Annotated in this window: 20 protein-coding genes and 3 pseudogenes; 7 read left to right on the top strand and 16 right to left on the bottom strand. The window is 57.0% G+C overall.

The window, feature by feature from the left end; all coding sequences use genetic code 11:
• Positions 1 to 2,547: 2,547 nt before the first annotated feature.
• The gene (locus GWE18_RS33635; protein ID WP_275189960.1) at positions 2,548 to 4,110 is read left to right on the top strand and encodes a Fic family protein; all 1,563 of its coding nucleotides are present in this window, start codon (positions 2,548 to 2,550) and stop codon (positions 4,108 to 4,110) included.
• A gap of 541 nt (positions 4,111 to 4,651) precedes the next feature.
• On the opposite strand, the gene GWE18_RS33630 is transcribed toward GWE18_RS33635, so the two are convergent.
• The 8 genes from GWE18_RS33630 to GWE18_RS33590 form a co-directional block, all read right to left on the bottom strand.
• Entirely contained in the window at positions 4,652 to 4,999 is a 348-nt protein-coding gene (locus GWE18_RS33630) for a hypothetical protein (protein WP_275189959.1), read from the bottom strand.
• A gap of 58 nt (positions 5,000 to 5,057) precedes the next feature.
• On the bottom strand, positions 5,058 to 5,486 hold the full coding sequence (locus GWE18_RS33625) for a DUF6527 family protein (protein ID WP_275189958.1): 429 nt from the start codon (positions 5,484 to 5,486) through the stop codon (positions 5,058 to 5,060).
• Positions 5,483 to 6,679 carry a ThiF family adenylyltransferase gene (locus tag GWE18_RS33620; RefSeq protein WP_275189957.1) on the bottom strand — a complete coding sequence of 399 codons (1,197 nt, stop codon included), beginning with the start codon at positions 6,677 to 6,679 and terminating at the stop codon, positions 5,483 to 5,485. The genes GWE18_RS33625 and GWE18_RS33620 overlap by 4 nt, the downstream gene beginning before the upstream one ends.
• Positions 6,639 to 7,103, bottom strand: coding sequence for a multiubiquitin domain-containing protein (locus GWE18_RS33615; RefSeq protein WP_108522617.1), 465 nt, complete (start codon positions 7,101 to 7,103; stop codon positions 6,639 to 6,641). Before GWE18_RS33615 ends, GWE18_RS33620 begins: the two co-directional genes overlap by 41 nt.
• A gap of 209 nt (positions 7,104 to 7,312) precedes the next feature.
• Positions 7,313 to 7,525 (bottom strand): hypothetical protein, encoded by a 213-nt coding sequence (locus GWE18_RS33610; RefSeq protein ID WP_057849677.1) that lies wholly within the window; start codon positions 7,523 to 7,525, stop codon positions 7,313 to 7,315.
• Positions 7,526 to 8,643: 1,118 nt separating this feature from the next.
• Positions 8,644 to 8,931, bottom strand: coding sequence for a hypothetical protein (locus tag GWE18_RS33600; RefSeq protein ID WP_275189956.1), 288 nt, complete (start codon positions 8,929 to 8,931; stop codon positions 8,644 to 8,646).
• 316 nt (positions 8,932 to 9,247) lie between these two features.
• Positions 9,248 to 10,237, bottom strand: a complete 990-nt coding sequence (locus GWE18_RS33595) for a tyrosine-type recombinase/integrase (RefSeq protein WP_213290882.1) — start codon at positions 10,235 to 10,237, stop codon at positions 9,248 to 9,250.
• Entirely contained in the window at positions 10,234 to 12,375 is a 2,142-nt protein-coding gene (locus GWE18_RS33590) for a tyrosine-type recombinase/integrase (protein ID WP_275189955.1), read from the bottom strand. Before GWE18_RS33590 ends, GWE18_RS33595 begins: the two co-directional genes overlap by 4 nt.
• Before the next feature lie 174 nt (positions 12,376 to 12,549).
• Here GWE18_RS33590 and GWE18_RS33585 point away from each other — a divergent pair.
• A pseudogene (locus GWE18_RS33585) lies at positions 12,550 to 13,167 on the top strand (SOS response-associated peptidase family protein).
• Between the two features lie 579 nt (positions 13,168 to 13,746).
• Here the strand turns inward: GWE18_RS33585 and GWE18_RS33580 are convergent.
• The 5 genes and pseudogenes from GWE18_RS33580 to GWE18_RS33555 form a co-directional block, all read right to left on the bottom strand.
• Positions 13,747 to 14,160, bottom strand: coding sequence for a hypothetical protein (locus GWE18_RS33580; RefSeq protein WP_275189954.1), 414 nt, complete (start codon positions 14,158 to 14,160; stop codon positions 13,747 to 13,749).
• A 954-nt stretch (positions 14,161 to 15,114) separates the two neighbouring features.
• A complete protein-coding gene (locus GWE18_RS33575) occupies positions 15,115 to 15,441 on the bottom strand; it encodes a PilZ domain-containing protein (RefSeq protein WP_082656127.1) in 327 nt (108 codons plus the stop codon).
• Between the two features lie 611 nt (positions 15,442 to 16,052).
• Positions 16,053 to 16,244: pseudogene (locus GWE18_RS33570) on the bottom strand (IS5/IS1182 family transposase); the annotation flags it as partial.
• Positions 16,245 to 17,121: 877 nt separating this feature from the next.
• Positions 17,122 to 17,355 (bottom strand): DUF3551 domain-containing protein, encoded by a 234-nt coding sequence (locus GWE18_RS33560; protein ID WP_213256728.1) that lies wholly within the window; start codon positions 17,353 to 17,355, stop codon positions 17,122 to 17,124.
• 314 nt (positions 17,356 to 17,669) lie between these two features.
• On the bottom strand, positions 17,670 to 17,915 hold the full coding sequence (locus GWE18_RS33555; protein ID WP_057900968.1) for a hypothetical protein: 246 nt from the start codon (positions 17,913 to 17,915) through the stop codon (positions 17,670 to 17,672).
• Positions 17,916 to 18,443: 528 nt separating this feature from the next.
• Between GWE18_RS33555 and GWE18_RS33550 the strand changes: the two genes are divergently transcribed.
• A complete protein-coding gene (locus tag GWE18_RS33550; protein ID WP_275189964.1) occupies positions 18,444 to 18,959 on the top strand; it encodes a MarR family transcriptional regulator in 516 nt (171 codons plus the stop codon).
• Positions 18,960 to 19,293: 334 nt separating this feature from the next.
• Here the strand turns inward: GWE18_RS33550 and GWE18_RS33545 are convergent, their stop codons facing one another.
• The 3 genes and pseudogenes from GWE18_RS33545 to GWE18_RS33535 all read right to left on the bottom strand — a co-directional run bounded on the left by GWE18_RS33545 (position 19,294) and on the right by GWE18_RS33535 (position 20,332).
• Positions 19,294 to 19,521 (bottom strand): hypothetical protein, encoded by a 228-nt coding sequence (locus tag GWE18_RS33545; protein ID WP_275189966.1) that lies wholly within the window; start codon positions 19,519 to 19,521, stop codon positions 19,294 to 19,296.
• A gap of 105 nt (positions 19,522 to 19,626) precedes the next feature.
• A pseudogene (locus GWE18_RS33540) lies at positions 19,627 to 19,893 on the bottom strand (hypothetical protein); the annotation flags it as partial.
• A complete protein-coding gene (locus GWE18_RS33535) occupies positions 19,865 to 20,332 on the bottom strand; it encodes a helix-turn-helix domain-containing protein (protein ID WP_213257546.1) in 468 nt (155 codons plus the stop codon). The gene GWE18_RS33535 and the pseudogene GWE18_RS33540, both read right to left, overlap by 29 nt.
• An 898-nt stretch (positions 20,333 to 21,230) precedes the next feature.
• On the opposite strand from GWE18_RS33535, the gene GWE18_RS33530 reads away from it, so the two are divergent.
• The 4 genes from GWE18_RS33530 to GWE18_RS33515 are packed head-to-tail and all read left to right on the top strand — an operon-like array spanning position 21,231 to position 22,420.
• Positions 21,231 to 21,656 (top strand): hypothetical protein, encoded by a 426-nt coding sequence (locus GWE18_RS33530; RefSeq protein ID WP_275189953.1) that lies wholly within the window; start codon positions 21,231 to 21,233, stop codon positions 21,654 to 21,656.
• Positions 21,646 to 21,894 (top strand): nucleotidyl transferase AbiEii/AbiGii toxin family protein, encoded by a 249-nt coding sequence (locus tag GWE18_RS33525; RefSeq protein WP_275189952.1) that lies wholly within the window; start codon positions 21,646 to 21,648, stop codon positions 21,892 to 21,894. The genes GWE18_RS33530 and GWE18_RS33525 overlap by 11 nt, the downstream gene beginning before the upstream one ends.
• Entirely contained in the window at positions 21,891 to 22,118 is a 228-nt protein-coding gene (locus tag GWE18_RS33520; RefSeq protein ID WP_057903017.1) for a hypothetical protein, read from the top strand. The genes GWE18_RS33525 and GWE18_RS33520 overlap by 4 nt, the downstream gene beginning before the upstream one ends.
• Before the next feature lie 44 nt (positions 22,119 to 22,162).
• Positions 22,163 to 22,420 (top strand): nucleotidyl transferase AbiEii/AbiGii toxin family protein, encoded by a 258-nt coding sequence (locus tag GWE18_RS33515; RefSeq protein ID WP_057903016.1) that lies wholly within the window; start codon positions 22,163 to 22,165, stop codon positions 22,418 to 22,420.
• Positions 22,421 to 22,536: the final 116 nt, after the last annotated feature.

The raw sequence follows: 22,536 nt of genomic DNA, 5'->3' as shown, positions 1-22,536 counted from the left end.
AGCTGCAATTCCCGAAACTTATCGGCCGAGGGGATCCGCCATTGCGGCCTGAACGACACGTTCCAAATTCGATTGCGACCGTTCGGAGAAGACTGAACGCTGCTCTCGTGTCTACACTATCTCGATGCCCTTGTTGCATCAGGGCAATCTCAAGTCAAAGCAGCTATCGAAATTTATGACGCAGTAAGACTAGTTGGCGGATGCTCACACGAACCATGAGCACGAACTCGGCGCCGCCCTTTTCGAGCGACGCAAGCGCGGCACAGTACTTACGCCTATGGGCAAGATCTTCCTGCGCCGCCCGCATCGCCGCAAGTGAATTGGGCCGCGCCCGCGAGGAAATCCAGCAGCACCGGGGGGCGTCGATGGAAGCGTCGTGGCCTGTCTTTCCACGGAGCCTCACGTCGCGATGCTGCCGCGCATGCTCAGTGCTTTCCGCAAACGATACCCTGGTGTCAATCTGCATATTGTCGAAGGCCTCACGTATCAGACCGTCCAGGCGCGGCTTAAGGACGGGAGCATCGACTTTTACGTAGGTAACGTTCCCAAGAGTAGCTGGGAATGTGCGATGGACGGGCCGGCATCTGAAATTGTGGCATTGTCCTAATTGGGACACGCGACGGAACAAACTAAAACAGTGTCGTCGTTCTCAGGCTCGGGCAAATACAGCAGTGCTATTAGCCCCACCACAAAGATCAAAAATATAAGTCCAGAACGCACAGACAATTACTCTTCATCCAGGTAATCAAGCGGGCTCCTAAACCAGAAATTGCACTCGCGCAAACTCTTTGGCTCTGAGCCACGCCACCCTTGGGCTGGGCTGCTTCTTTCCCGCACTCAGGCATCCAGGCGCTATGTGCGCCGATTGGGTTGCGCAGATGTTCCTTGGGTGCGATCAATTCAATCCCCGTTGGGGACGAAGCGAGAATGGAGACGCTTTGAGCGTCGGCGATAACCGGTGGTCGGCTCTACGGCTTCAAATTAATGGCAGAAGCGGCCCAGTAGGCCGGCGTGCGCTCCCAGTGGAAACTGTGCTTGGACCGCACGCTTCGCTCCCAAGCCGCATCAGGTTGTACTGTAACCAGATCGCTTGCCGCGCGTCGCGCTTGCTGGACCGAAACAACGTCTCCCCATACGCACCCATGCAAACTTGGTAGAAATGGCTAGCCATGTACGGCTCCTGTACTGTTTCACCGAATTGAGATGGGCTTAACCCGGTCGTGAAGAGGGCCATGCTAAACGCTCGATAGTAACGATCTGTCGATATTGTTTAATGCAACGCGTGCCCCATCGACGCTTAGATTCCGCTTTCGAGCGTCATTTTCGACGGATTTCACCACGCCGATTATGCACTTGTGTTGGCTTCGACCCAGCGATCGGTTTCACCGACGTCAAGGTGATCGCGAGTTTGGCGAAGTGCCCAACGGTCCGCGCGCTCATTGCGTTCGGGTGACCCGCATTGTCCCCATTTTTAATCTGCGCTAAGGGGAAAACGAACCAAGGATGGAACTCCTGACATCGATGCCGCCGGATTTGCCCAGCGCAGCAAGACAGGTCGGCAGTGGCGCTGCTGAGATTCAGGAGGTGATCCGACGATTCGTAATGAGAAATCAGATCGATCAATTTGGGTCTGGAGGAACTTCGCCAATTCCAGGCCAATGTACTTGGGATTACTGGGCCACAATGGATGCCCGATGGGGCCGAACTACGTCCGCGTCGTAGGTCAAGACGAGATGATACTGATTTCGTCATTCGCCGAAGCAGAGTTCCGAGAACTTGGCGCAGAGTGGATTGAGGAACTCGTAAAGAAAAGCTCGCACCAAGACCGTATGACCTCGAACAACCGATAGGGAAAGAGCAGTACGACCTCTCAGACGACTACCCGAACACATATGGCCGTGATGAGATTGTGTGTCCGTTTTGTACGATCAAGTTTTGGCGACTGTTGGAAGCACCGAACAGATACCGGCACAGAGAAGTGCGTTTGCGGAAGCGAGTTTCGTTGGACTCGAAACGTAGCCGCCAAGTAAGCGATCGGATTGGTTTGCCGTGACGGAATTTCCGGACGCGGGCCATCTCTTTAAGAGGGAGCATCTTCCGTCTCTCAGCCCTCACGCGCGGCGAGTTTTCGGACACGCTGAGGATGCTTGAAACGAGCCGCCTGAGGGATTTTCACTTCACCGTCGAGAACGAGGCCGAGGGCTCATGGCCGGTATTTGGCTGGCCGTGAATTGTTGCATCGATGTTAGGGGTGTGCAGCCAGTTTGAGGATGGCCGCCTTTTTTGCTCAGAGAGGCTTAGCAAGAAGGGCCAAGTTCGAGGCGGATCCATTGCTAGCCGGGAGTGAAAGCAGGGATATCCAGCCCTCGCTCACGAAGCCTCTTTTTGGCAAATTATTGCCAATTAGCCCGATTTTCGACATTTCGGATCACTTTGAGCCGGAAAATGACAAATTGGGTTTATTTTCGACCCGAGAGCCGGTAAGTTGTTTTCGACAATGTTACTATTTTAGCGGCAAAATTCGACGTTCCATATGGATTTTCGACCATGCGGCTGAACTTTGCGGAGACAAAGGCTTTCCAAGGCAAGGCGCTGCCTACCGAGACCCAACTCGTCGGGCTGTCAGCATTGGTCCAGATACTATCGGTTGCGGCACCCGTCCGTCGGCCTAGCGCCGTGTCGGAAAAGCATATCCGTGGCAGCCACCGGGATGAAGACGACTGGCGGCTGTTCGACAAGAGATATTGGCCCGGCGACAATTTTGCAGATCACCTCACCTTTGCCCTGCGCCACGAAGACCTCGATCTCCTCGTGCTCAAGCGCGTGTTCAAGGCGGTCCCGAAGGCAGAAATCCGTGACTTCGTCACAGCGGCACCAACCGGTGTGCCCGCGCGCCGGGTCTGGTTCCTCTACGAAATGCTAACTGGCGAGACGCTCGACATTCCGGATACCCCGAACGTCGCAGCTGTCGATTTGTTCGACCCGAAGGCTTATTTCACAGGCAAGCCCAAGCTGTCAAAACGGCACCGCGTTCGCAACAATCTGCTCGGAACGAAAGATTTCAGCCCAGTCATCCGAAGGACTTCCGCGCTCGTTGCTCTCACAGAGAGTGGTCTTGCGGAAAAGGCCCGCGAGACCGTCGGGCGTACCGGCGGCCATGTGGTCTCCCGCGCCGCGAGTTTTCTGTTGCTCGCCGATAGCCGCGCAAGCTTCGAGATCGAAGGCGAACGCCCGCCCAGGAACCGGCTGGAGCGGTGGGGACGCGCTGTCGTGCAGGCAGGCAAGCATGCTCTGACCCTTGAAGAGATCGTGCGGCTACATAGCGTCCTCATCGAAGACACCCGGCTCATTCATCCAGGCCTTCGGCCAGATGGCGTTTTTCTGGGTGAGCAAGACCATGAGAACAATCCGCTGCCTGAGTTCATCGGCGCCAGACCCGACGACCTGACCAGCCTCATGAAAGGCCTGATCGACGCTAACGCGCGTATGCGCGATGACGGGATTGATGCCGTTCTACAAGCGGCAAGCACAGCTTTCGGGTTCGTCTATGTCCATCCGCTTCAGGACGGCAACGGACGCCTGCATCGCTGCCTCATCCACCATGTTCTGGCGGAGCGGAAATTCACGCCGCCAGGCATGGTGTTTCCGGTGTCGTCCGTCATGCTCGACCGGATTGATGACTACCGCACTACCCTGCAGTCCCATTCCGGGCCCTTGATGGAGTTTATCGACTGGAAACCGACATCGGACAGGAATGTCGAAGTGCTGAACGATACCGCCGACCTCTACTGCTATTTCGATTGCACCGACGAAGCGGAATTTTTGTATCAGTGCGTCAAGAGAACGGTGGAGCACGATCTGCCGCACGAAATCGATTATCTGCGCCGTCACGACGAAGCCCGCCGCAAAATCATGGACACGGTTGAAATGCCGGATCGCCTTGCAGACGACCTGCTTCTGTTCATCCGGCAGAACAAGGGCGTGCTTTCCAAGAAAAGAAGGGAGCGCGAATTCGAGAAGCTAACGGACGATGCCAGCATCGAGGCCGTTGTCCGGGATGCATTCGAAGGATTTGAAGATCGCTCAAACGAGCAAAATCACGCCCCGTAAGCTTTCGCGACAAAATCCCTTATGTCACTGATCAAGCTTGTGCAGCCGATTGAACAAAAAAATCGGGACAGCAGAAACCGACAAGTGAAGGCGATTCTCCGCGACGGCTGTCGCGAGCCTCTCTCGCGACTATGAACCCGTGACGGCGAAGTTGGGCGCTCCTCTCACTCTGTCATGCCCAGCGGTCTCACGACCGCGCGCCTTGTCCTCGAAGATTGGCGCATGCGCGCCGAACAGCAGGGAGGCGATCTACGGCTGACCGCATCGACCCCAGGCCGGCGAGGTAGACAGAGGTGAGTTCGATCCCTTTCAGGGTGGGAATGATGAAGAAACCGCTCGCGTGCGGCAAGCCGTGTAGACAGCGAAGATGGGTAGTTCGGCCCTTCGACCTAGCGGGGACATCTTCGCGTTCCCTCACCTGCGAGCCAAAGGCCGAGGTGGGGCGCGTCCATCCGAAACTGCGAGCGAAGAGCGCAGGGCAAGACCTGGTTGCGCGTCTTCGCTTGCCGGCCGCACGAGGTAGGTGCTGACGTTCATGCCGTCAGCCGGCCTGCTTCGACGGGAGGCAATTGCGCTTCATCGGCTTCGGTTGCTCGGGAGCGGCCACCTCCGTCTCTACCGGCACCTCCGCAGCCATCGGGCGCGTTTCCATGAAATTGAGGAAGGCACGTCCCTTTTCGGTGATGCGCCAGCCACCGTTCATGCGCTCAACGAGTTCTTGCGAAAAGATGTCGAGGTTCGGCACACGGGCGGCCAAGCTCTTGGTGCGCTCGGCCCAGTCCCGACCGCTCGTCGCTAAAATGGCCATGTCGCGCTTAAGCTCCGCCATCCTTGCGAAGCCTTCCGGATAGCTCAGCAGGATCTTCAGGACTGTGACCTGGAAATTCACCTGAGTGACAACATGATGTTGTTCGCGCGTGCACGCGGAGCGTACTCGTCGAATGACATCAGAACCAGTTCATAAACGCTTGCCACAGACCTTTGATTGCGTCCCAAAGACGTCCCCAGAAGCCTCGTTCTCTCCTGTAGCGTTCGGTATGAGCCTGCTGGCGCGCGCGCTGGTCGCTGGCCCGGTTGGCCGCGATCTGCTTCGGGGTAAACGCGGGCGCCCATTCTATGCGATTGTCCCTGATCCAATAGTGCGACTGGCAGCCCGCGCTCCAATTGCCGATGGACGGAGTTAGGCTTACGGCCCCGTCCTCAGTTTCTAGCCGCCACCGGCCGGGCCTGAGCGGTGTCACGATCTTAGTGCCACATCCGCAACAGCAGTTATGCGCCGCCGTGCGGAACTTGAGGGAGATGTAAATAACTCCGTTGTCGAGAACTTTGGGTATGCGCTCGACGAGCTCGGGCCGGATGGCATCGATCCTGTTCATATGGAATCACCCTTCGCGAGAAGGCTATTTGCAATTGTATAAGAGACAAAACGCTCCTTACCCAAGTTGAAATAAAAGCCACGCAGCTTCTTCCAAGCGATTACAGCCAAACACGCGTTAAGTGCATTGAGATCGGCAACTTGGATATTCTTGTCGTACTCATTATTTGCGTCGTCCGTGGCGAACGATATGCGAGACCGCGCGCGTTCTCGGGCGTCGGGTAAGCTAAGGATGCTGCGGAGCATACCGCCAATTGAATTTCGCTTGGCATACAAGCCTATTCCGACGTCCGCGAACGGCGTCCCGAGCGCTTCCAGCTTGTCCACGACCGCGCGCTTCGCAGCTCCTCCTTCCATGCAAAGGAAGACAAAGGACATGCTGCCTAGCTTATCCGCGTTGGTCGCATCGATATGGATGGGATGTGGAATAATTCCACGATGCATACGGGCGTAAATCGACGCGAAGTATTCCACCTTGAGCGGCTGCGCTCGCAAATCTTCGATTTCGGGTGCGCCTGGCGCCCGGAAAGCATTGTGTGTCAAGAAGCGGTCGGCATCAAAAATATGGATCTGCTCGACGGGAGTCTTGGCGACCATATCGAGCACGTACGATCCGGTTCCGCCAACCCCGACGATTGCGATCGCATCCTCCGCAAGCCTCGCGGTAATTGTGTTGATTTCCGCTCTTGCGGACGCAGTATCGAGGTAATTGAATGGTAAGTTGTCGTCCTCAGGCTCAATGACCTTGTGAGTTTTCGCTGTGACCAAAGGGTCTATGGCAGCAACGTGCTTACCGAGGAGCGCGACATAGGCCGTCATCTTTTCATGGTAATTTTCATAGTGCCCGCGCGCCGGCTTTCGGGAAAAGGAATGTTGGGCGACGAACCCGTGGCCAACATCGTACGATCCGCTCTGATGCTTCAGAACTTCGAGCGGCTTACCGTTACTGTCGCAAGGATATTCGCCGATAAATTTGGCCGTGTGATCTTGCGGCTGAGCCGTAACGTCGCCAGCAAGATCGAGGTTCGATGCCAGCGCACCGACCGCGATTTCACGCTTGCTGTTGACATAGGGGACGTCGTGAACGACCAGGTAGCCGGCGCCCGTTACCTGGACGTTATATCCCTCCCTGCGCAACAGTTCTAAATCGGAGCTACGATCGATTGGTATGATCGACATCGAAAATGGTGCCATGTTTTCTCACGGTAACCGTGCCGTTTGGAGGAAGGTCACCGTGATGCGGGACACTCTTTGCGTGTTCGAAGCTCACCGTGAATTCCGGGTCTTGCCCGGTCGGCGGAACCGGAAAGGCGATTTTCACGAGTTCATCGAACGTCAAGACATCATGATCGACGACGACGGGGTCGGTGTTGACGATAATGACGTAATGCTTTTCGGGGGCTTCACCACGATGGAAGTGCTGGTCTTGTGTGAGATCGATCTTTGGACTGTCGATTCGCACTAACCTGTCTTCTTGGTTACCCTCGCCCCCCTTGTACAGCACCTGACCTTCGGGAACCTGCCCGAGTTCATAAAGGCCAACGCCTGTCGTCGGGTTCGGCGAGTGAAGCGGTTTCTGATCGATATGGATACGCACGTCCGGCTTGTCGTCCGACATGATGGCCTCGTTGGTCTAGCGATAGTGCAGATTTTCGCTTTTGGAGGTGAAACTGGATTGCTTCTCTGGAGGCGACACTGACTTTGATCTCTAAATGGGATTCGTCAGGGAAAGATCGATGGGGCTTAGGCTTGCTTCCGGAGTCAGCGCTGAAGTCGCCCCAAGATTGGATCGGATGGAGAGGCGGACCATTCTTGCCAGCACAAGGGTTACGTCAGCGTGGCGACGGTTTCGGCTGCATCGTTTCGATGCCGGCCTGGCTGGCCAGCCGCACTGGACCAGTGCTCGGACCGCCTTAGTTCGCTTCCCAGCCGCATCACGTTGTACTGCAGCCAGATCCTTTCCCGCTTCACGCGGTTGCTGCGCCGAAACAACGTCTCCGCATAGATGCCCATGCGGAGTCGGTAGAAATGCCCAGCCATGTCCTGCTCTTATGCTGTTTCGCCGAACTGAGATCGCATCATTATTGACCTTGCCGACCCCCAACAGTCGGCTCGTGAAAGAGGGTTACGTTTAACTCTGTACAGTAACGACATGTCGATATTGATAAATGCAAGGGGTCCCGGGTTGATGCCTAAATTCCGCGTTCGAGTGTCTTTTTCGACGGATTTCACCACACCGATTTGGATCTGCGAGGCTGGCGCGTCTGGAAGGCATCTTTGAATGGCCGGCGGCGGATGTCACGGATCAGTCGGCCGAGCGGGGTGGTCAGGAAGCGCAGCTCGTGACGGCGGCGGTTGTCCAGGCTTCTAGGCCGCGCGCAGCACCTGGCGGATAAAGGTTTTCGGCCATGGCGCACGCGTATTCCGACGACGGAATGGTCGGTGAAGCCGTCGGGTGCTTTTTGCAGAACGCCGCCGTGATGCGAGCCAGGCGCTCTCGCGCAAGCCAGGCTTCGTCGCCTCGCTTTTAGCCGCTGCGGCAACCCAGCCATCGGCGATTTCACTGACGCCAAGGTGATCCGGAAGTTCGCCGAAGTGCCGGACGATCTGAGCGCGCTGTGAATTGGTTCGCGCGGACAGCATTGTCAATATTTTTGGTCTGCGCTAAGGGAATCAACGAAGGATGGAACTCCTGACATACGATGCCGCCGGATTTGCCCAGCCCAGCAAGACAGGTCGGCGATAGGTCTCCTGAGACTCAGGAGGTGGGCCGCCGATTCATGTGGGAGATCAGATCGATCAATACGCATATGCCGGCGCAGGGATCGATCCGATTGCGATTGATTGTGTACGCTGACCACAATCCGAAATAGTTGTCCTAAAAGGGAAGTATTTGCGGGATCAGGCAAGGTCATGTTGGGGAAACGCTCGGACGGCATGGGCAGCGGGATGACGCCAACGGTTCGCCGCGACAAGTGCGCGCCCGCGCAATGATGCGGGCCGTTGCCGAAGGCCTCGTGAGGATTGGGCTCGCGCAGCCCGTGGTAGTTCTCGCCATCTACGAGCACGGGCGGTACACCGAAGAGGTTTAGGCGACCGCCGTTGGTTGCGAGAGGCTCCTTCACGGCACTAGGTAAGGCAACCTGAGACGTGTATTTTCAGCAACTCGATAGGTCGCAGGCTTCCAATACCCTCAACGATTTTTCTAAAACACAGTTAGAAAACTCACTACCGCCAACGCAGTCATCGATCGCTTTGTTAGTTTGATTTGTCACACAGCCTGAGTAATTGTGGCCCTTGTCTTCCCCGAATTTCTGCCGAAATTTAGCGAGGCAGGATTTGCTCGCTCTTCCAGTCTGCGCGATCCACTTGTCACGATCGATAGGCTCCGCCTGCACAAGCAGCGTCGACCCAAGCAGCATCGCGATGACCAAAGCATATCGCATGTTCTTATCTCCGCCGGTTAAATCGGACGATACATGAAAACGCTGGACGGCACTCTACATAGGCGCGTCCTAGACTGCTCCGGACCGCAGAGCGCCCATACCCGCGTAGTTTCTCGCGCTGGTGGCCAGAGTCCGTTGTGGGTCAATCGCTTCGGTCTGACGCACCATCCCGAAATCATAACCCTGCTTCAGCCTGTTGGCCGGGCGACCTAGACTGATGATGTGCAATCTCTACTATGCCGACTTCTGGATTATGCCGACCATTGGCTCAAAACGGGCTCTGGCGGCGGCGATCGCTGCGTTGGAGTCGGCATAATCACAGTGCCTCCAAAAATGCGAGAAGCTTGTCGTTCGGTCGAAAACGACCGGGAGTGGCTACCGTTGGAGCTGTCGCGGCCAGTGCGCGTTCCTTGATTCCCATATCAGCGTGTAGGTAGATGTGGGTGGTTTCGACCTGCTCATGGCCGAGCCAAAGTGCGATCACCGAGGTTTCAATTCCTGCCCGCAGCAGTCGCATCGCGGCGCTATGACGCAACACATGCATGCTGATGGTTTTCTGTCCCAACGACGGACAGGCGCGGGTGGCGATCTGAACGTATTTGGCGAGCCGATGTTCGACGGCGTCACGGCTGAGTGACGTCCCCGACTGGGTGACGAAAAGTGGCTCCGTCGGCTGACCCGCGCGCTCGGCGAGCCAAACACGCAGGAGGGCGACCATACCCGAGGTAATCGGTGTGATCCGCAACTTCCGTCCTTTCCCCGTGCAACTGACATGGGCGCCAGTGCCGAGATGAACATCGCTGATGCGAAGGCCGATCAATTCTGACGCACGCAGGCCCGTTTGGGCCGCGAGCGTAAGCAAGGTATGGTCGCGCCGCCCGGTCCAGGTCGAGCGGTCGGGTGCGCGGAAAAGCGCATCGAGTTCCGGTTCGATCAGGAAAGTGACGAGCCTCCGGTCGAAACGCTTGCGTGGAATGGCAAGCACGCGTTCGATTATGGCGGCATGCTCGGGATGTCGAAGCGCTGCGTACCGGAACAGCGAACGGACGGCGGCAAGTCGAGCGTTGCGAGTACGCGCACTATTCTCCCGCTGCTTCTCAAGATGGTCGAGGAAGGCGCCGATGAGCGGCGCATCAAGATCGTCGATGTCTAGCTTCGAAGGTTCGACGTCTTTCCTCGCAGACGCGAAGACCAGCAGCAGTCGCAGCGTGTCCCGGTAGGCCGCAAGTGTATGGGGACTAGCTTGGCGCTGGCGGATGAGGCGTTCCGTGAAGAACGCTTGCAGGGTTGGGGCAAGCGCGGTCATGCGGCACCTCCGAGGTGCCGCTCCAAACGATCACCAACCAGCGTCAGCAACTCCGGCGCAGCTGAGAGATACCAGTATGTGCTGACAGGATCGACGTGGCCGAGGTAGGTCGACAGCAACGCGATCCGGTTCCCCGGCTCCCTGCCATCTCGATATCCGTCAAGGATGGTATTGACGGCAAATCCATGCCGCAGGTCATGCAGCCTCGGACGGCATGAGGCAGAGCGCGGCTTGAGGCCGGCGACATCCACAATTTGACGAAAGACGGGCTGGACGCCCATGTAGCGGAACCTGGTGCCAACCGTAGTGACCAGCAGTGCCGGCGTATTCGACGAGTTTTTCGGACGGTCGTCTCGACGCAGATAATCAACCAGTGCAGCCACGGTGCTCGGATGCAGCGGCAATTGGCGAGACTTGCCGAACTTTGCGTTCCGAATGGTGAGTAGTCCAATGACGGAGTCAAAATCGTCGCGGTCGAGGCCGATCGCTTCCCCAACCCGCATTCCGGTCACTGCAAGCAAAGCGATCAATGTTCGAAATGTCGCCACTCGGTGCGGTGTCCGCAGCGTCCCGGCTGCGGCGATGAGGGCCGCGATATCCGACTCCGAATATAGGTAGGGGGTGGCTCGGCCTTTTTGCTGCACCAGCAAGTGTGTCGGGGGCACCTCGGTCGCGGGGTCGATCCCGCGCAGGTGTTTAGCGAAGCGGCGAACAACGGAAAGCCGGGCAAACGCCCAGGTTCGACCGCGCTTAGGGAGTGTCGCCCAAGCGAGCGCCGCCTCGGTTGTCAGATGATCTTCGCCGCGATCCTCGACGAAGGTGAGAAACTGACTGAGGAGCTTCTCGGCTCGATAGAGCTTAAAGCCGAGGGCGCGGCGAACCACAAAGTAGTCTGCGAGAGCCTTGCGGAGAGCGTTCATGCGACGACACCGCCAGGGGCGAGCGATCGACCGCAGAGCATCGCGATCGACCTTGGCATAGATCGATGTCGTAATGGCGTTGCGGTGGCGCAGGAGTTGTCCGATCTCGGGCAGCGATGCACCGCCGCGTAGCATCAGAGTCGCAGCGGTGTGACGCAGCCTGTGAGCATGGATCCGTTCAAAGCCGCACCGTTCGCCAGCGTGGCGAACAATCTGCGTTACCGCGCCAGTGGTGAGAGCGTGATGCGGAGCTGTGATCCGTGCAAACACCATTCGGCCTTGCGCGCTTGCGGGACGGCCGTGATGCAAGTAAGCCGCGATTGCTTCGCCGACGTCTGCAGGTAATGGCAGTCGTTCGGAGTGATTGCCTTTGCTGTGGGCAATCACGATCTCGCCGCCTCGCCAATCGATGTGCTCAAGTTGCAGTTTGGCGACTTCGCCTGCCCGCAAGCCCAGGCGAACAAGCATGGTCAGGACCGCGAAGTCACGACAGCCACTTCGGGTGCTGGTGTCGCAGGACGCCAGAAGCCGCTGCACTTGGTCAGCGGCCAATCCCTTCGGCAATCCGGTTAATCGCCGACCGGGAACGGTCGGTACCGCAGACACCAGTGACCGATCGATAGCGCCGTCGACGTAAAGAAAACCGAGTAGTGATCGAAGGGCCGACACCGTCAGCCCGGCCGTCCCTGGGCTCAGGCGAGGGCAGTTTGTCACCACAAAAGAAATGACGTCAGCCGCCGTCAGGCTTCGAAGGTCTAGAGTAAGGCCGTCCGGCAAGACCTTGGTTTGAAGGAAGGGGCGCATCAGTTCAATATACCGGGACGCTGACACATTCCTGATGCCACGTTCAAGTAGCAAGTAACCTCGGTATCGCGCCAGGGCCGCTTCAAGCACTCCGCTGACCGGAGGCGACGAAGCCGCCGGTGCGATCCCAAGACCGCGCAGGTAACCGAGGATCGGCTGCATCGCTCTGATAGAGCGAAGAGTTTTGTCACCCGCTTCATGACGGCTGAGCTGAAACTGCTCTACTTCCTTTGCTCGTAGTTCCCCTACATCGAGCCCCTTGCTCACAAGCCAATTGCTCAGGCGGTTTAGCAGCAATAACTGAATGCGGGCCTGCTGTTGGCTATAGCCTTGTCTTGTCATGTGGTCGGCAAACCCGATCGCGAATGCCGAAAGCGGACCCGAAACCCTAACTCGTGACAGATCAATCAACATGAAAGCCTCCCTTCAATTGGCAAGAGGGAGACTACACGCCCGTGAGATCAATCGGATTATGCCGACTCCGACGCCGCGATCACCGCAGCCAGAGACAGTTCTGGGCCAATGGTCGGCATAATCCAGAGGTCGGCATAGTAGAGATTATGCCGACGTCGGCATAACCTCTATTCGATCACAACAACAAATCAGGAAGCGATCATCCGGCTGTTCCGCGTGATCAATCGCTACGTTGGAAACCTCGCCCCAATGCCGGGGGTCTTCCCCGACTATCCGCAGCACCGACAACGGCACTGAGCTAACGATGATGCGCTGGGGTATGCGGCCGCCACCGAGGATTGCCGTCCCTCCGGTCACGAACATCCGGAACACCTCGCCGCCGCACTGGCGCGGCTGGCTGAAGCCGGACAGCCGCTGCTTGGTGCCCGTGAACAGCTTTGCCGAATACTCTCAGAGCCCAACCCCGAGACCAAGAAAGAGGACGTCGTCTGGTTTACCCTGAATGATGGCCGCCCGCTATTCGCATTTGCTGGCATCTGGACCGAGTTCATAGGCCCTCACCTCGTCTACGGTTTCCTGACGACATCGGCGAACGCAGTCGCGGAGCCGATACTCCCAAAGGCTATGCCGGTGATCTCGACTGCGGGCGAACACCGCGACGTGCGGATGCGCGCGCCGTGGGGTGACGGGAAGGCGCTACAAAGACCGCTGTCGAATGGACTTATGATCGTAAAGCGGGGTGCGGATAAGGAAGACGCTGTTCGGGCCCTATTACAACGGCCAGATTTCTAAGCCTCTACCAACAAGCGTAACTTTGCATCGTATCGAACGCTTTGCTCGCCAACGAGGGCCATTGCATCCGCCTTGGCACTGGCATCATTCTAGGTCCCAAGGAATCCGATGTATTGGACCCGGGCCGCCATCGGTCGCTCGGTCGGGGTCTGTTCTTGACTAGTCATTTTACCCTGCCGCCTTCCAGCGGAACACTCATAGCTCCCCATGTAGAACGCAAAGGCGTCGCCGCCGTGTATCTGGTCATCGCGCAGTATCAGGACGCCGCCGACTTCAGCGGCTGTGCCGTCGTGTGCTGTAGCGCTCAACGAATAGAGTCCATTTTTAATCATTACCTTTTCTTGCGCCGCTTCAGCTTTGCTTTGATGGCGGTCCAGTCAATGTAGTCATAGTCGCCGGACCACGAATAGACCTCGACACCGCACACCTGGCATCTGAACGTGCCAACGTCCTGCAACACCTGACGATATTGCGTTGCTTTGTAACCTGCGTTGCAGTTCGCGCAACAAAATACGACGATGATCTTCGCGCCGGTAGCTATCCGGCTATTCTCACGTTTGATTGATGATCTTGCTGGCACTAGTCAACCGAGCCCGAAACGACACGAATAAGTTCAGTCGTGATGTCGATTTGCGACCGGCAAAACGCGAGCTGTAATGCCGTAGCTTCCGAACGATCTATGGCGCGCGCAACCTTTCGGGCGTAATCCATCCGCACTGCAACAATTCGCTCTAGCAGGGCGAGCGATTGCGCAGAGGTCGGCGCGCCCAATTTACTCACTGCATCGAAGAACAGCGCCAGCGCGCTTTCGGCATTATCAATTCCGATTGCGCCGAGTTCGCGTAGTGGTGCGGCACCTCTATCTTGGTTTCCATCATCGGTGGTGCCAATCAATTGGCGTGAACCGAAGCCTCCGTCTTTCCATTTCTTCGCGAAGCTCGTCCGCGTAGGCGCGGACCCCATCACCAGCAAAGCGGTAGCGGCTTCCAGCATCTAAGACGACTTGCTCACGGACGTTCTCGTAAAACGCCAATAGGCGTTCGTCCTTCATTTGGGAATAGTTCATGGATCGCCTAAAATGTTGCCGAAAATGACATTTTAAGCCGCGCTTCGGCATTGTGCCAAGGGATATTTCGTTTTATGCAAAGATAAGCGCATCAAGCGCGGCGCAAAGAGGACAGCGGCGAAAAAATTCACGGCGTCCGCCGCGAAAGTAGCATGCTACGATTCTTCGCGGTGGTTGGGCGTCGGGAACGCGAAATGAACCTTCCGAGTCATCGAGAGCGACAGGTCATGCAACGCCTCCGTGGCGGTGCCTGGATCAAGGCTTTCACCCTAGCGAACTCACCCAAGACAATCCAAAACTTGCTTGCGAAAGGCTGGATCGAGAGCCGCGGTACCGCAGGTGAATTAGCCTACCGCCTGACTGATAAGGGCCTGGAAGCAAAAAGGGCGCCGGTGCAAATCTGCCCGAAGAAGGCCTCAGCTACCCTCTGAGAGCCTTCAGCCAAGAGTGCCCCGGCGGGAAAAGATAGCCGTTTACGACCTTGAGACCAGTACTCGTCAGATCGCCAACGGAGGTCTCAGCCGCCGCGATGATCTGTTCGGCAATAAATTTTCGAATGGACTCATGGTCCCGGTCCGGCGGAAGCTTCCGACAAGCATATTCAAGCGCCGCCGTCATGTTAGCGAGAGTGGTTTGGTCGAATTTCAAGCAGTGAGTTCATAGGTCTCGCCGTCGTTGACAATAAACCATACCGCATGCGCGTAAAGATACGCTTCCCCGACGCGAACCTATCCCGGCCAGATCGTCCCAGTGAACCGTTATGTCGAGTGGGTGTTCAATTCTAAGCGCAAAGATACCCACTGGGAGAAACGGAAGCTGAAGAGAGCCGCCATTCGGGAAACCAGTTTCACCAATCAATCGCCAAGCCTGCCAAAGTAGCGCTAGTCTGAGGCTGAGGTTGGATACATCGCCCGGAGTGTCGGGCGCGTGCGAATAGTCCGGCTTGTCACAAATTGTACGCCGACCTCCTGGCCGTTTAACCGGACCAACTCGCACCGCCGGAAGGCCAATCCTGTCTTTGAAAGCAATAGGAAAAACTGACGTGATCTCAGGACATCTGTCGATCCATCTATTCGAAGACACGCGCCCGTCTCAGAAACATCAACGAGTACGCAATCACGCCGCCAGGTGCCATCAGCGCCCAAGAGAGTGGCTCGGTACTCATGTTCAAATTGAATGCGCTTCGCTTTTCGCTTATCTCGGTTCATACATTCACGCCGTTCAGTAGCACCTTCAAGAGCGATCTAGAAAGCCGAGACACGAATTACTCCTCCGGGTGGCGCCTCGCTTCCGCCTCCTCCCGACAGGCAGTTGGTAATCAGTCAGGATGCTATCCCGTCAGCACGCTATTAGCCGCGATACGCCAGAGACACAGGCCATCCTCTATTTCAAAGCGCGCGTCCACGCGGCGCGAAACTTGACCAAGGCATCGGCTTTAAATGAAAGCAAAAGCGAGCAGGCTCGAGCAGAGCAGCGCAAGGCCCGCCGCGGTCAGTGCCAGCAGGCTGCCGGAGACAAGATCATGATTGCGCATGAAACATCCTCGAGTGCAGCGCAAGGAGAGCGCCACTTGCTGCCTTCGTTCGACGTTCAATACATAAAACATAACTCGAATTCACTGCACTATTCCTGCTGCTGCTACGAAAGAACGCATTTTTCCAGCGTGATCGGCGGACGGTTCGCCGTCTTACGGCGACGACAAAGAATATCCACGTTTGCGAATTCCGGCCGTGAAAGAGACCAGCTCTTCGGCGTTTCCAGGCCTAACAAGCGAGGTTGCTAGAGGCCGAGACATTTACACCAATGTCGGGGCACACGTCAGCGCCAGCCGAAACGGCAGGCCGCTGGTATCCGCGAGTGCATGAATCTTGCTGGTCAATCCGCCCCGAGACCGTCCCATCGACGGCCTCCGGTTCCGTGTGATGCACGCGCCATGCTGATACACGCGGACAATGAAGGTGTCGTTCATCTGGACAGCCGTGTCGCGGGCAGCGGCAAATGCGTCCATTATAGGCGGGCGCTCCCTGGGAGTAATCGAAACCGATGATGACGCTGACCGATCTGGAGCTGGAATTCATGAACCGACTCGCGTCCGCGCCCTGGACCAGCACGCCGTTTTTCGACCACGGCTGATCGAACTGGGGCTCGTCAAGGCGGAGCCGCTCGCCTTGGACGAGATTGAGTATCGGGTCACCGAGGCCGGAAGGCGGCCGTCCGCGACGGTCGGCGATCGTTCCGAGGCTTCTCACCGCCACATCGTGGGCGCCTCGCTGAGCGCCCCTTGCGGCCGACCCGCTTCAGGCTGTCGGCCGTGGTCCCGCCCCGCCTTGCCGCTTCAAGGATTTTCGCGGCCACCTGCGTTCGGGTGCCGGTTTCGTACCGCGACACGCCTTGACAGGCATCGTCGAGGACCGCGCAGTAGCGCGGTGGTCTGGGCGTCGAACATCGGAGATTGCCCCTCAGTCGTCCAGACCGAGGATAACTAACGCCGCGTGTTCCAGGATTCACGAAGGTTAAAGCGCGCCAGAAAATTTCAAGGGCTACCGGTCGGCACCGCTCGCCGCTGCTATTGCCCCGCCCGGCGCAGAGCGGTCTCCAGCTTCTCCTTCTGCTTCTCCCAACGGGTCTCTTCGGCTTGTGCCGCTTTTCGAGTGTGGCGCACTGGGCTTCGATTTCGGCGACCCCTCCTGTCGTGCTCCCGCCTGCCCTGCTCGATGCCGCTTGGGCCCTGGCGACTGCCTGCTGGCGGCGCTCATGACTTTGCTCGACCGAGCTACACCATCACGGGGGACACGACCTTTCTCACTGGCCGCCCCGTCGCGTTCTCGATTAACTCGCGCTGTGATCTCATCACACCGCTACTTGCTGCGATATTGCTTCACTACCGCTCAGTATCGGTCCCGATAGGCGCCGCGCCGCTGGCGCGCGAACGCGTACTGGGGATTGATCCCGCAATAGGCGTTAGTACCGCTCGCCGTGGCCATGCATTGGGCGTAGCTGGAGAATTGGCAATTGCCGGGATAGCCCCATATGCGCCCTTGCAAGCAGTAGCTATCCGGCCCAGCAGGCGCGGGCGAAAAATCATAGGTCTGAGCCCGGGCTTGCCATGCTGCCAAAGCCATACCCAGGGTCAGAATTGTCAAAGCCAAAGTGCGCATTGGATCCTCCTCGAAGTCGGCACCACAACGCTAGTGCGCTTAGGCAGCAGGCAATATTGATCCAAGTCAATTCACGTTCTCGATCACAAATACGCAGGTGGTAGTCCGGAATAGGTTAGAATAGCAGGATCGCGATGCTCAGCATGACGGCAGACAAGATACCAATCCTCATCGTGCCGACCTTAAAAGGAAGATCTGCTCCCTGATAAATCTGCAATAAGGATCTTCGCGACCGGCAATACTGTCAGGATGATGATGAGACCGCCAACTGAAGCGCCCTACTTCTTTAGGGACCTCGGCAGAACGGTTGCGAACGGTATGCTGGCGAGCGGTCGCCCAGCTTCATCCGCGATGACCAAAACCTCTGGAACGTCTGGCATACCGCTCTTGATCGCTTCGGCTAAAAGCTCGCGTGTGGCTAGTACAGCCTCATTCTCAGCCGCAGATAAATCTGGTAGCTCTGTTCCTTCCTCATCGAGCGTTATTTCGTTGCCGGCACTTAGGTGAAAGTAGAAGCGTCCCAAGGCGAACTCCGATTGAACAGAAACCTATTTGGTGAGTGGGTTTTCGCAGAGGCCTACCAGGCTGGGCATGAGGCACCGAGCACCGCCAATTGGACCACACGCCAAAAAGTTGGCTTGGCTCGCTATGGACGGAGAATTACCATTCCACGGAACGTTGACGTTCCGGGGACCGCACTATTTCGCTCTCGAGCCGCACGGCGTCATTGTCTTTGCCGGCTCCAACAGTCGGCTCGTGCAACAGAGTTACGTTCGATCCTGTACAGTAACGACATGTCGATATTGATAAATGCAACGTGTCCTGCGTTGACGCTTAAATTCCGCGTTCGAGCGCCTCTTTCGACGGATTTCACCACATCAATTGTCCGATAATTGCGGAAGTATTTAGGTCTGCGAGGCCGGTGCAAGCGCTTTCCGGAAGACATCTTCGAAGAGTGCCCCCGGATCTTGCGGCAGACGATCAGCCGGCCGAGCGGGGTGCCCAGCTCGTCGCTAAGGGAAGCAAACTCAAGGATGGAACTCCAGACATCGATGCTGCCGGATTTGCCCAGCCCAACAAGAGAGGTCGGCAGGAGTCCCCCTGAGATTCAGGAGGTGATCCGGCGATTCGTGTGGGAAATCAGATCCATCAATTTGTGTCTGGAGGGACTTCGCCAATTCCAGGCCAATGTACTTGGCATCACCGGTCCACAGTGGATGATCTTGATGGCCTTGATGGAGTTGGACAGAGAAAGCGGTGTTCCGGTCAATGTGGTGTCGCAGTTGATGCACGTCGACCCTTCGTTCGTCACGACCCAATCAAAGCTGTTGGAGAAGAAGGGCTTCCTGCGGCGCAAGCCCTCCACTAGCGATGCCAGGGTCGTGCAGATGTCGCTGACGGACAAGACTTACAAGCATCTCGCGAGCGTCGCCGCACAACAGGAAGCGCTCGATGAATTTGTTTTTGGTGATTCCGGTGTTCACGAATTGACCGAGCTGGCTAACAGGCTCACTGCACTCAGGCATCGCCTAGAGAAAGCTCGCTTGAAAGTCGCTCTAGAGTTCTGAAGACCAAAAACGCACAATCGTCTTGAATTGACGCCCTGACTTGATCATGTCTGATCGAATTCCAACCTTCAATGTTTTCTTGAAGCGGCACGGGCGAAGGTGGTTGTGGTCGCTCTACACGATCGAAGGCGCGCTGGTCATGACGGGTTCAGGAAGCAACCGATCCGCTGCCAGCTATGAAGCCAATAGGGCACTTTTTCTATTGCTGCTGAGCGCGCCGTATCATTTGCGACTTTCGGGTCGAGCGATCCAAGCTAATCAAGGGGCCCACCCTCGGGTATGAGCGAATTTTCGCGCAAACCTGCAGACGCTCCTCAAAACCTGAGCGATCCTCTCACTCGGGCTCCTTTGTTGCCGCAAGATCGGAACCACTTGTCTGGTGGTCGAACGAACGCAATCGCGCGGCGAATTTTGTCAACCCCGCTCTGAGCTCGAGGTCGGCAATATATTCGTCCCAGGAAGGCAAGCTCTTCGTAAGGTTGGCCGCCGCCTCTCGTGTTGCGGCTTCGATAAAGCCCGGTGCTTCGTCGAATAGCTCAACGAGAAAATCGTCCGGCGACAACACTCGGACGCCGAGCTTTGCGAGCTCGCTTGCATCGAAATCATTGAGATTGTTTGTGATCAGTGCACAGGGTTGCACCGCGACGGCTGCACCGGCTACGTGGCGGTCTTTGGGATCCGTACTTCTGATAGCTTGGTCGGCGTCGAAATCGCAAATGATCGCATCCGGAAAGTGCTTGCGAATGAGCGGCAGGGTTCGCTGCGAAACCCGATCTCTCGTCCGATCCTCGAGATTGCGGAGCCACTCATCTTCGATGCGATCCGTCCACCGGGCCTCGAACGCGTCATTCAACGCAAGCTGAAGCAGGAGATTGCGAAGTGCGTTCGAGTATAGAACGTTTGCATCAAGGAGCCCGGTTACCGGTCTCGGCATAGTTCGCCTCGAGATCCTCGGTATCGGCAGCTATTTCAGCCGCAGCCTTCCGGCGCTGCTCCTCATGCTGCTTCAGGCGCGCGACATCTGCGACACGGATTCGTCTATGGGTGCCTACCTGCCGGAACGGCAGTTTCCCCGCATCCATGCGCTTGTACACGACGGGACGAGAGATGCCCAACATCTCGGCTGCCGTCTCTGGGGAAACCTCATGCTCCGCCTTGAAGACCAAGGTTTCGCCCGGCTGCGAGATGGCGTCGAGAAAATCGTGCACCGCTCGCAAGAGCGATGCAGGCATCTCTGTCAGGATCGGCTTCCCGGAGGGATCTGTGAAGAACAGGCCGCCAGGCGCTGCAAGCCCGCCAAGCAGGCCCGCGCCCTTCTTTGCCTCTTCCCGATCACGGTCATCGATCTTGAGCTTGGTGACCACGTCAGTCATGGCCCATACCTCCGCGCAACTGTAATAAGTGTAATGATTGTCAGATGACATTTCAAGACAGTTATAATTATCCCAGTAATAACATAGACTTAGATTATCAGAAGGCGTTGTGCATCGATCACCAAGCCTCTTTTGGTGCCCGGCGAGACTCGCGTCGATCGGTCGCCGTCGGTAACTTTCCGAAAAATTTTCGCAAAGCCTTCCCGGAAAGGCCACCTGCAGCGCAACACTCATTGGAGGCCTGGTCGGCAATCAATGGACGATGAGGCGACGCATATTTCCCTCGGCGAGGTTCGCCGCATCATCGGCCGCTTGCGCGGGCCCGACCTCGTGCGCCTGTCGTTGTTAGCCCGCGCCTGGGCAGCGGCCTACGCTACCATGATACGGATGATCTTCTCTACGAGGCGCTCGACCGCATCTTGTTGGGGCGGCGGCTGTGGCCCAGCGAAGTCCAGCTTCCAGCATTCCTTTCACAGGTGATGCGCAGCATCGCGAGCCAGTGGCGCCAGGAAGATCGTCGCGAAGCTCTGAGGGAAGACGAAACCGACCAGATGTTCGAGGACGAGACACAAGATCCGTCAACCAGATACGAAATGGACGACCTAATCTCACGAATGCGTTGCGCCCTTGCTTCGGATCCGATCGCTTTTAGGCATCTTCTATGACCATACATTGCATGGATTTTCAATGAGAAACCCGAAACAGTCAGTTTTGACTTATACTCCAGACCATGACGAAGTTCGATACCCTCAAAAGGCACTTGTAGCCCGGCCAAGCCTATCGGCGCGCGGATCTGGCGCGCTGGTCGACCTCTGTCGATCGGCATCTCAAGCAGCTGGTTGAGAGCGGTACCCTCAAGAAGCTTTCGGGCGGGCTCTACGCCTATCCAAAGGAAACGGTGTTTGGTCCGGCTCCCGCTGCTGACAAGGAAGTCGTTAGCGCTTTTCTCAAGGACGATACATTTCTCCTGGCTTCGCCGAATGCCTACAACAGTCTGGGAGTGGGCACGACGCAGCTTTATGACAAGACCGTCGTCTACAACCACAAGCGCCACGGGGACTTTCAGCTAGGCAGCCGCAAGTTTGCGTTTCGCGTGAAGCCGCGCTTTCCAAAGTCGCTTACAAAGGAATTTCTCCTTATTGACCTCGTCAACAACGTTGATCAGCTCGCGGAAGCCAAGGACGAGGTTCTCAAGCGGGTAGTGCAACGCGCCGCGTCGTCCGACCGGCGGCGCTTGCGTCGCGCCGTCCGCGAGTATGGGAACGAGCGAACAAAGAAATTCTTCGAGCGTGCGCTAAGGGCGAGCGAATTGCATGCCGCGTGATTTCCTCCACAATCATCCTCAGTTTGCTGACCTGATCCGGATTGTGGCGAAAGTAAAGGGCATTGATCCACCGCTCGTCGAAAAGGACTACTGGATCATGCATTGCCTCTACGGGCTGCAGCAGCTCGGCTTCACATTCCGGCTGAAGGGTGGAACTTCCCTTTCGAAAGGACATCAGATCATCAATCGGTTTTCGGAGGACATCGATATTCTCATCGAACCTCCGACCGGGATGTGAAGACCGGCAAGAACCACAACAAGCCGCCGCATATCCGATCCAGAAAGGACTTCTTCGACTGGCTGGCCCAAATGATCAAGATCGACGGCATCACGAAGGTGGAGCGCGATACCGCGTTTGATGATGTGCCCGATTATCGGAACGCAGGAATCCGTCTGATTTACACGAGCATCGCTGAACCGGGAAGGGCTGAGGGACGGCGTCCTGCTCGAGGCCGGCTTTGACAAGGTCGCGCCAAACACACCCGAGGATATCAGTTCCTGGCTTTATGACCGGGCCGTCGCCAGCAACGTCGACATCATCGATAACCGCCAAGGCGGTGCCTTGCTATGATCCTAGCTACACATTCGTAGAAAAGCTGCAGACGATCTCGACCAAGTTTCGCAATCAGCAATCCGATGTCGGCGATCCGGTCGGGTTCATGCGGCACTACTATGATGTCTACGAACTGCTCCAACGTCCGGAGGTTCAGGAATTCATCGGCACGGAAGGATACAAGCAGCACAAACAAAAGCGATTTCGTTAGGGCGACAACCAGAACATCGCTGGGAACAAAGCTTTTCTTCTGAGCGACGCCGAAACGACGGCCCTGTATGCGAACGCCTATGACCGCAGTCGCGCTCTCTACTATGATGACCCACC

Origin of the sequence: Bradyrhizobium sp. CSA112 (assembly GCF_029051645.1) — a bacterium.
Classification (GTDB): Bacteria; Pseudomonadota; Alphaproteobacteria; order Rhizobiales; family Xanthobacteraceae; genus Bradyrhizobium.
This window is presented reverse-complemented; position numbering and strand designations above follow the sequence as displayed.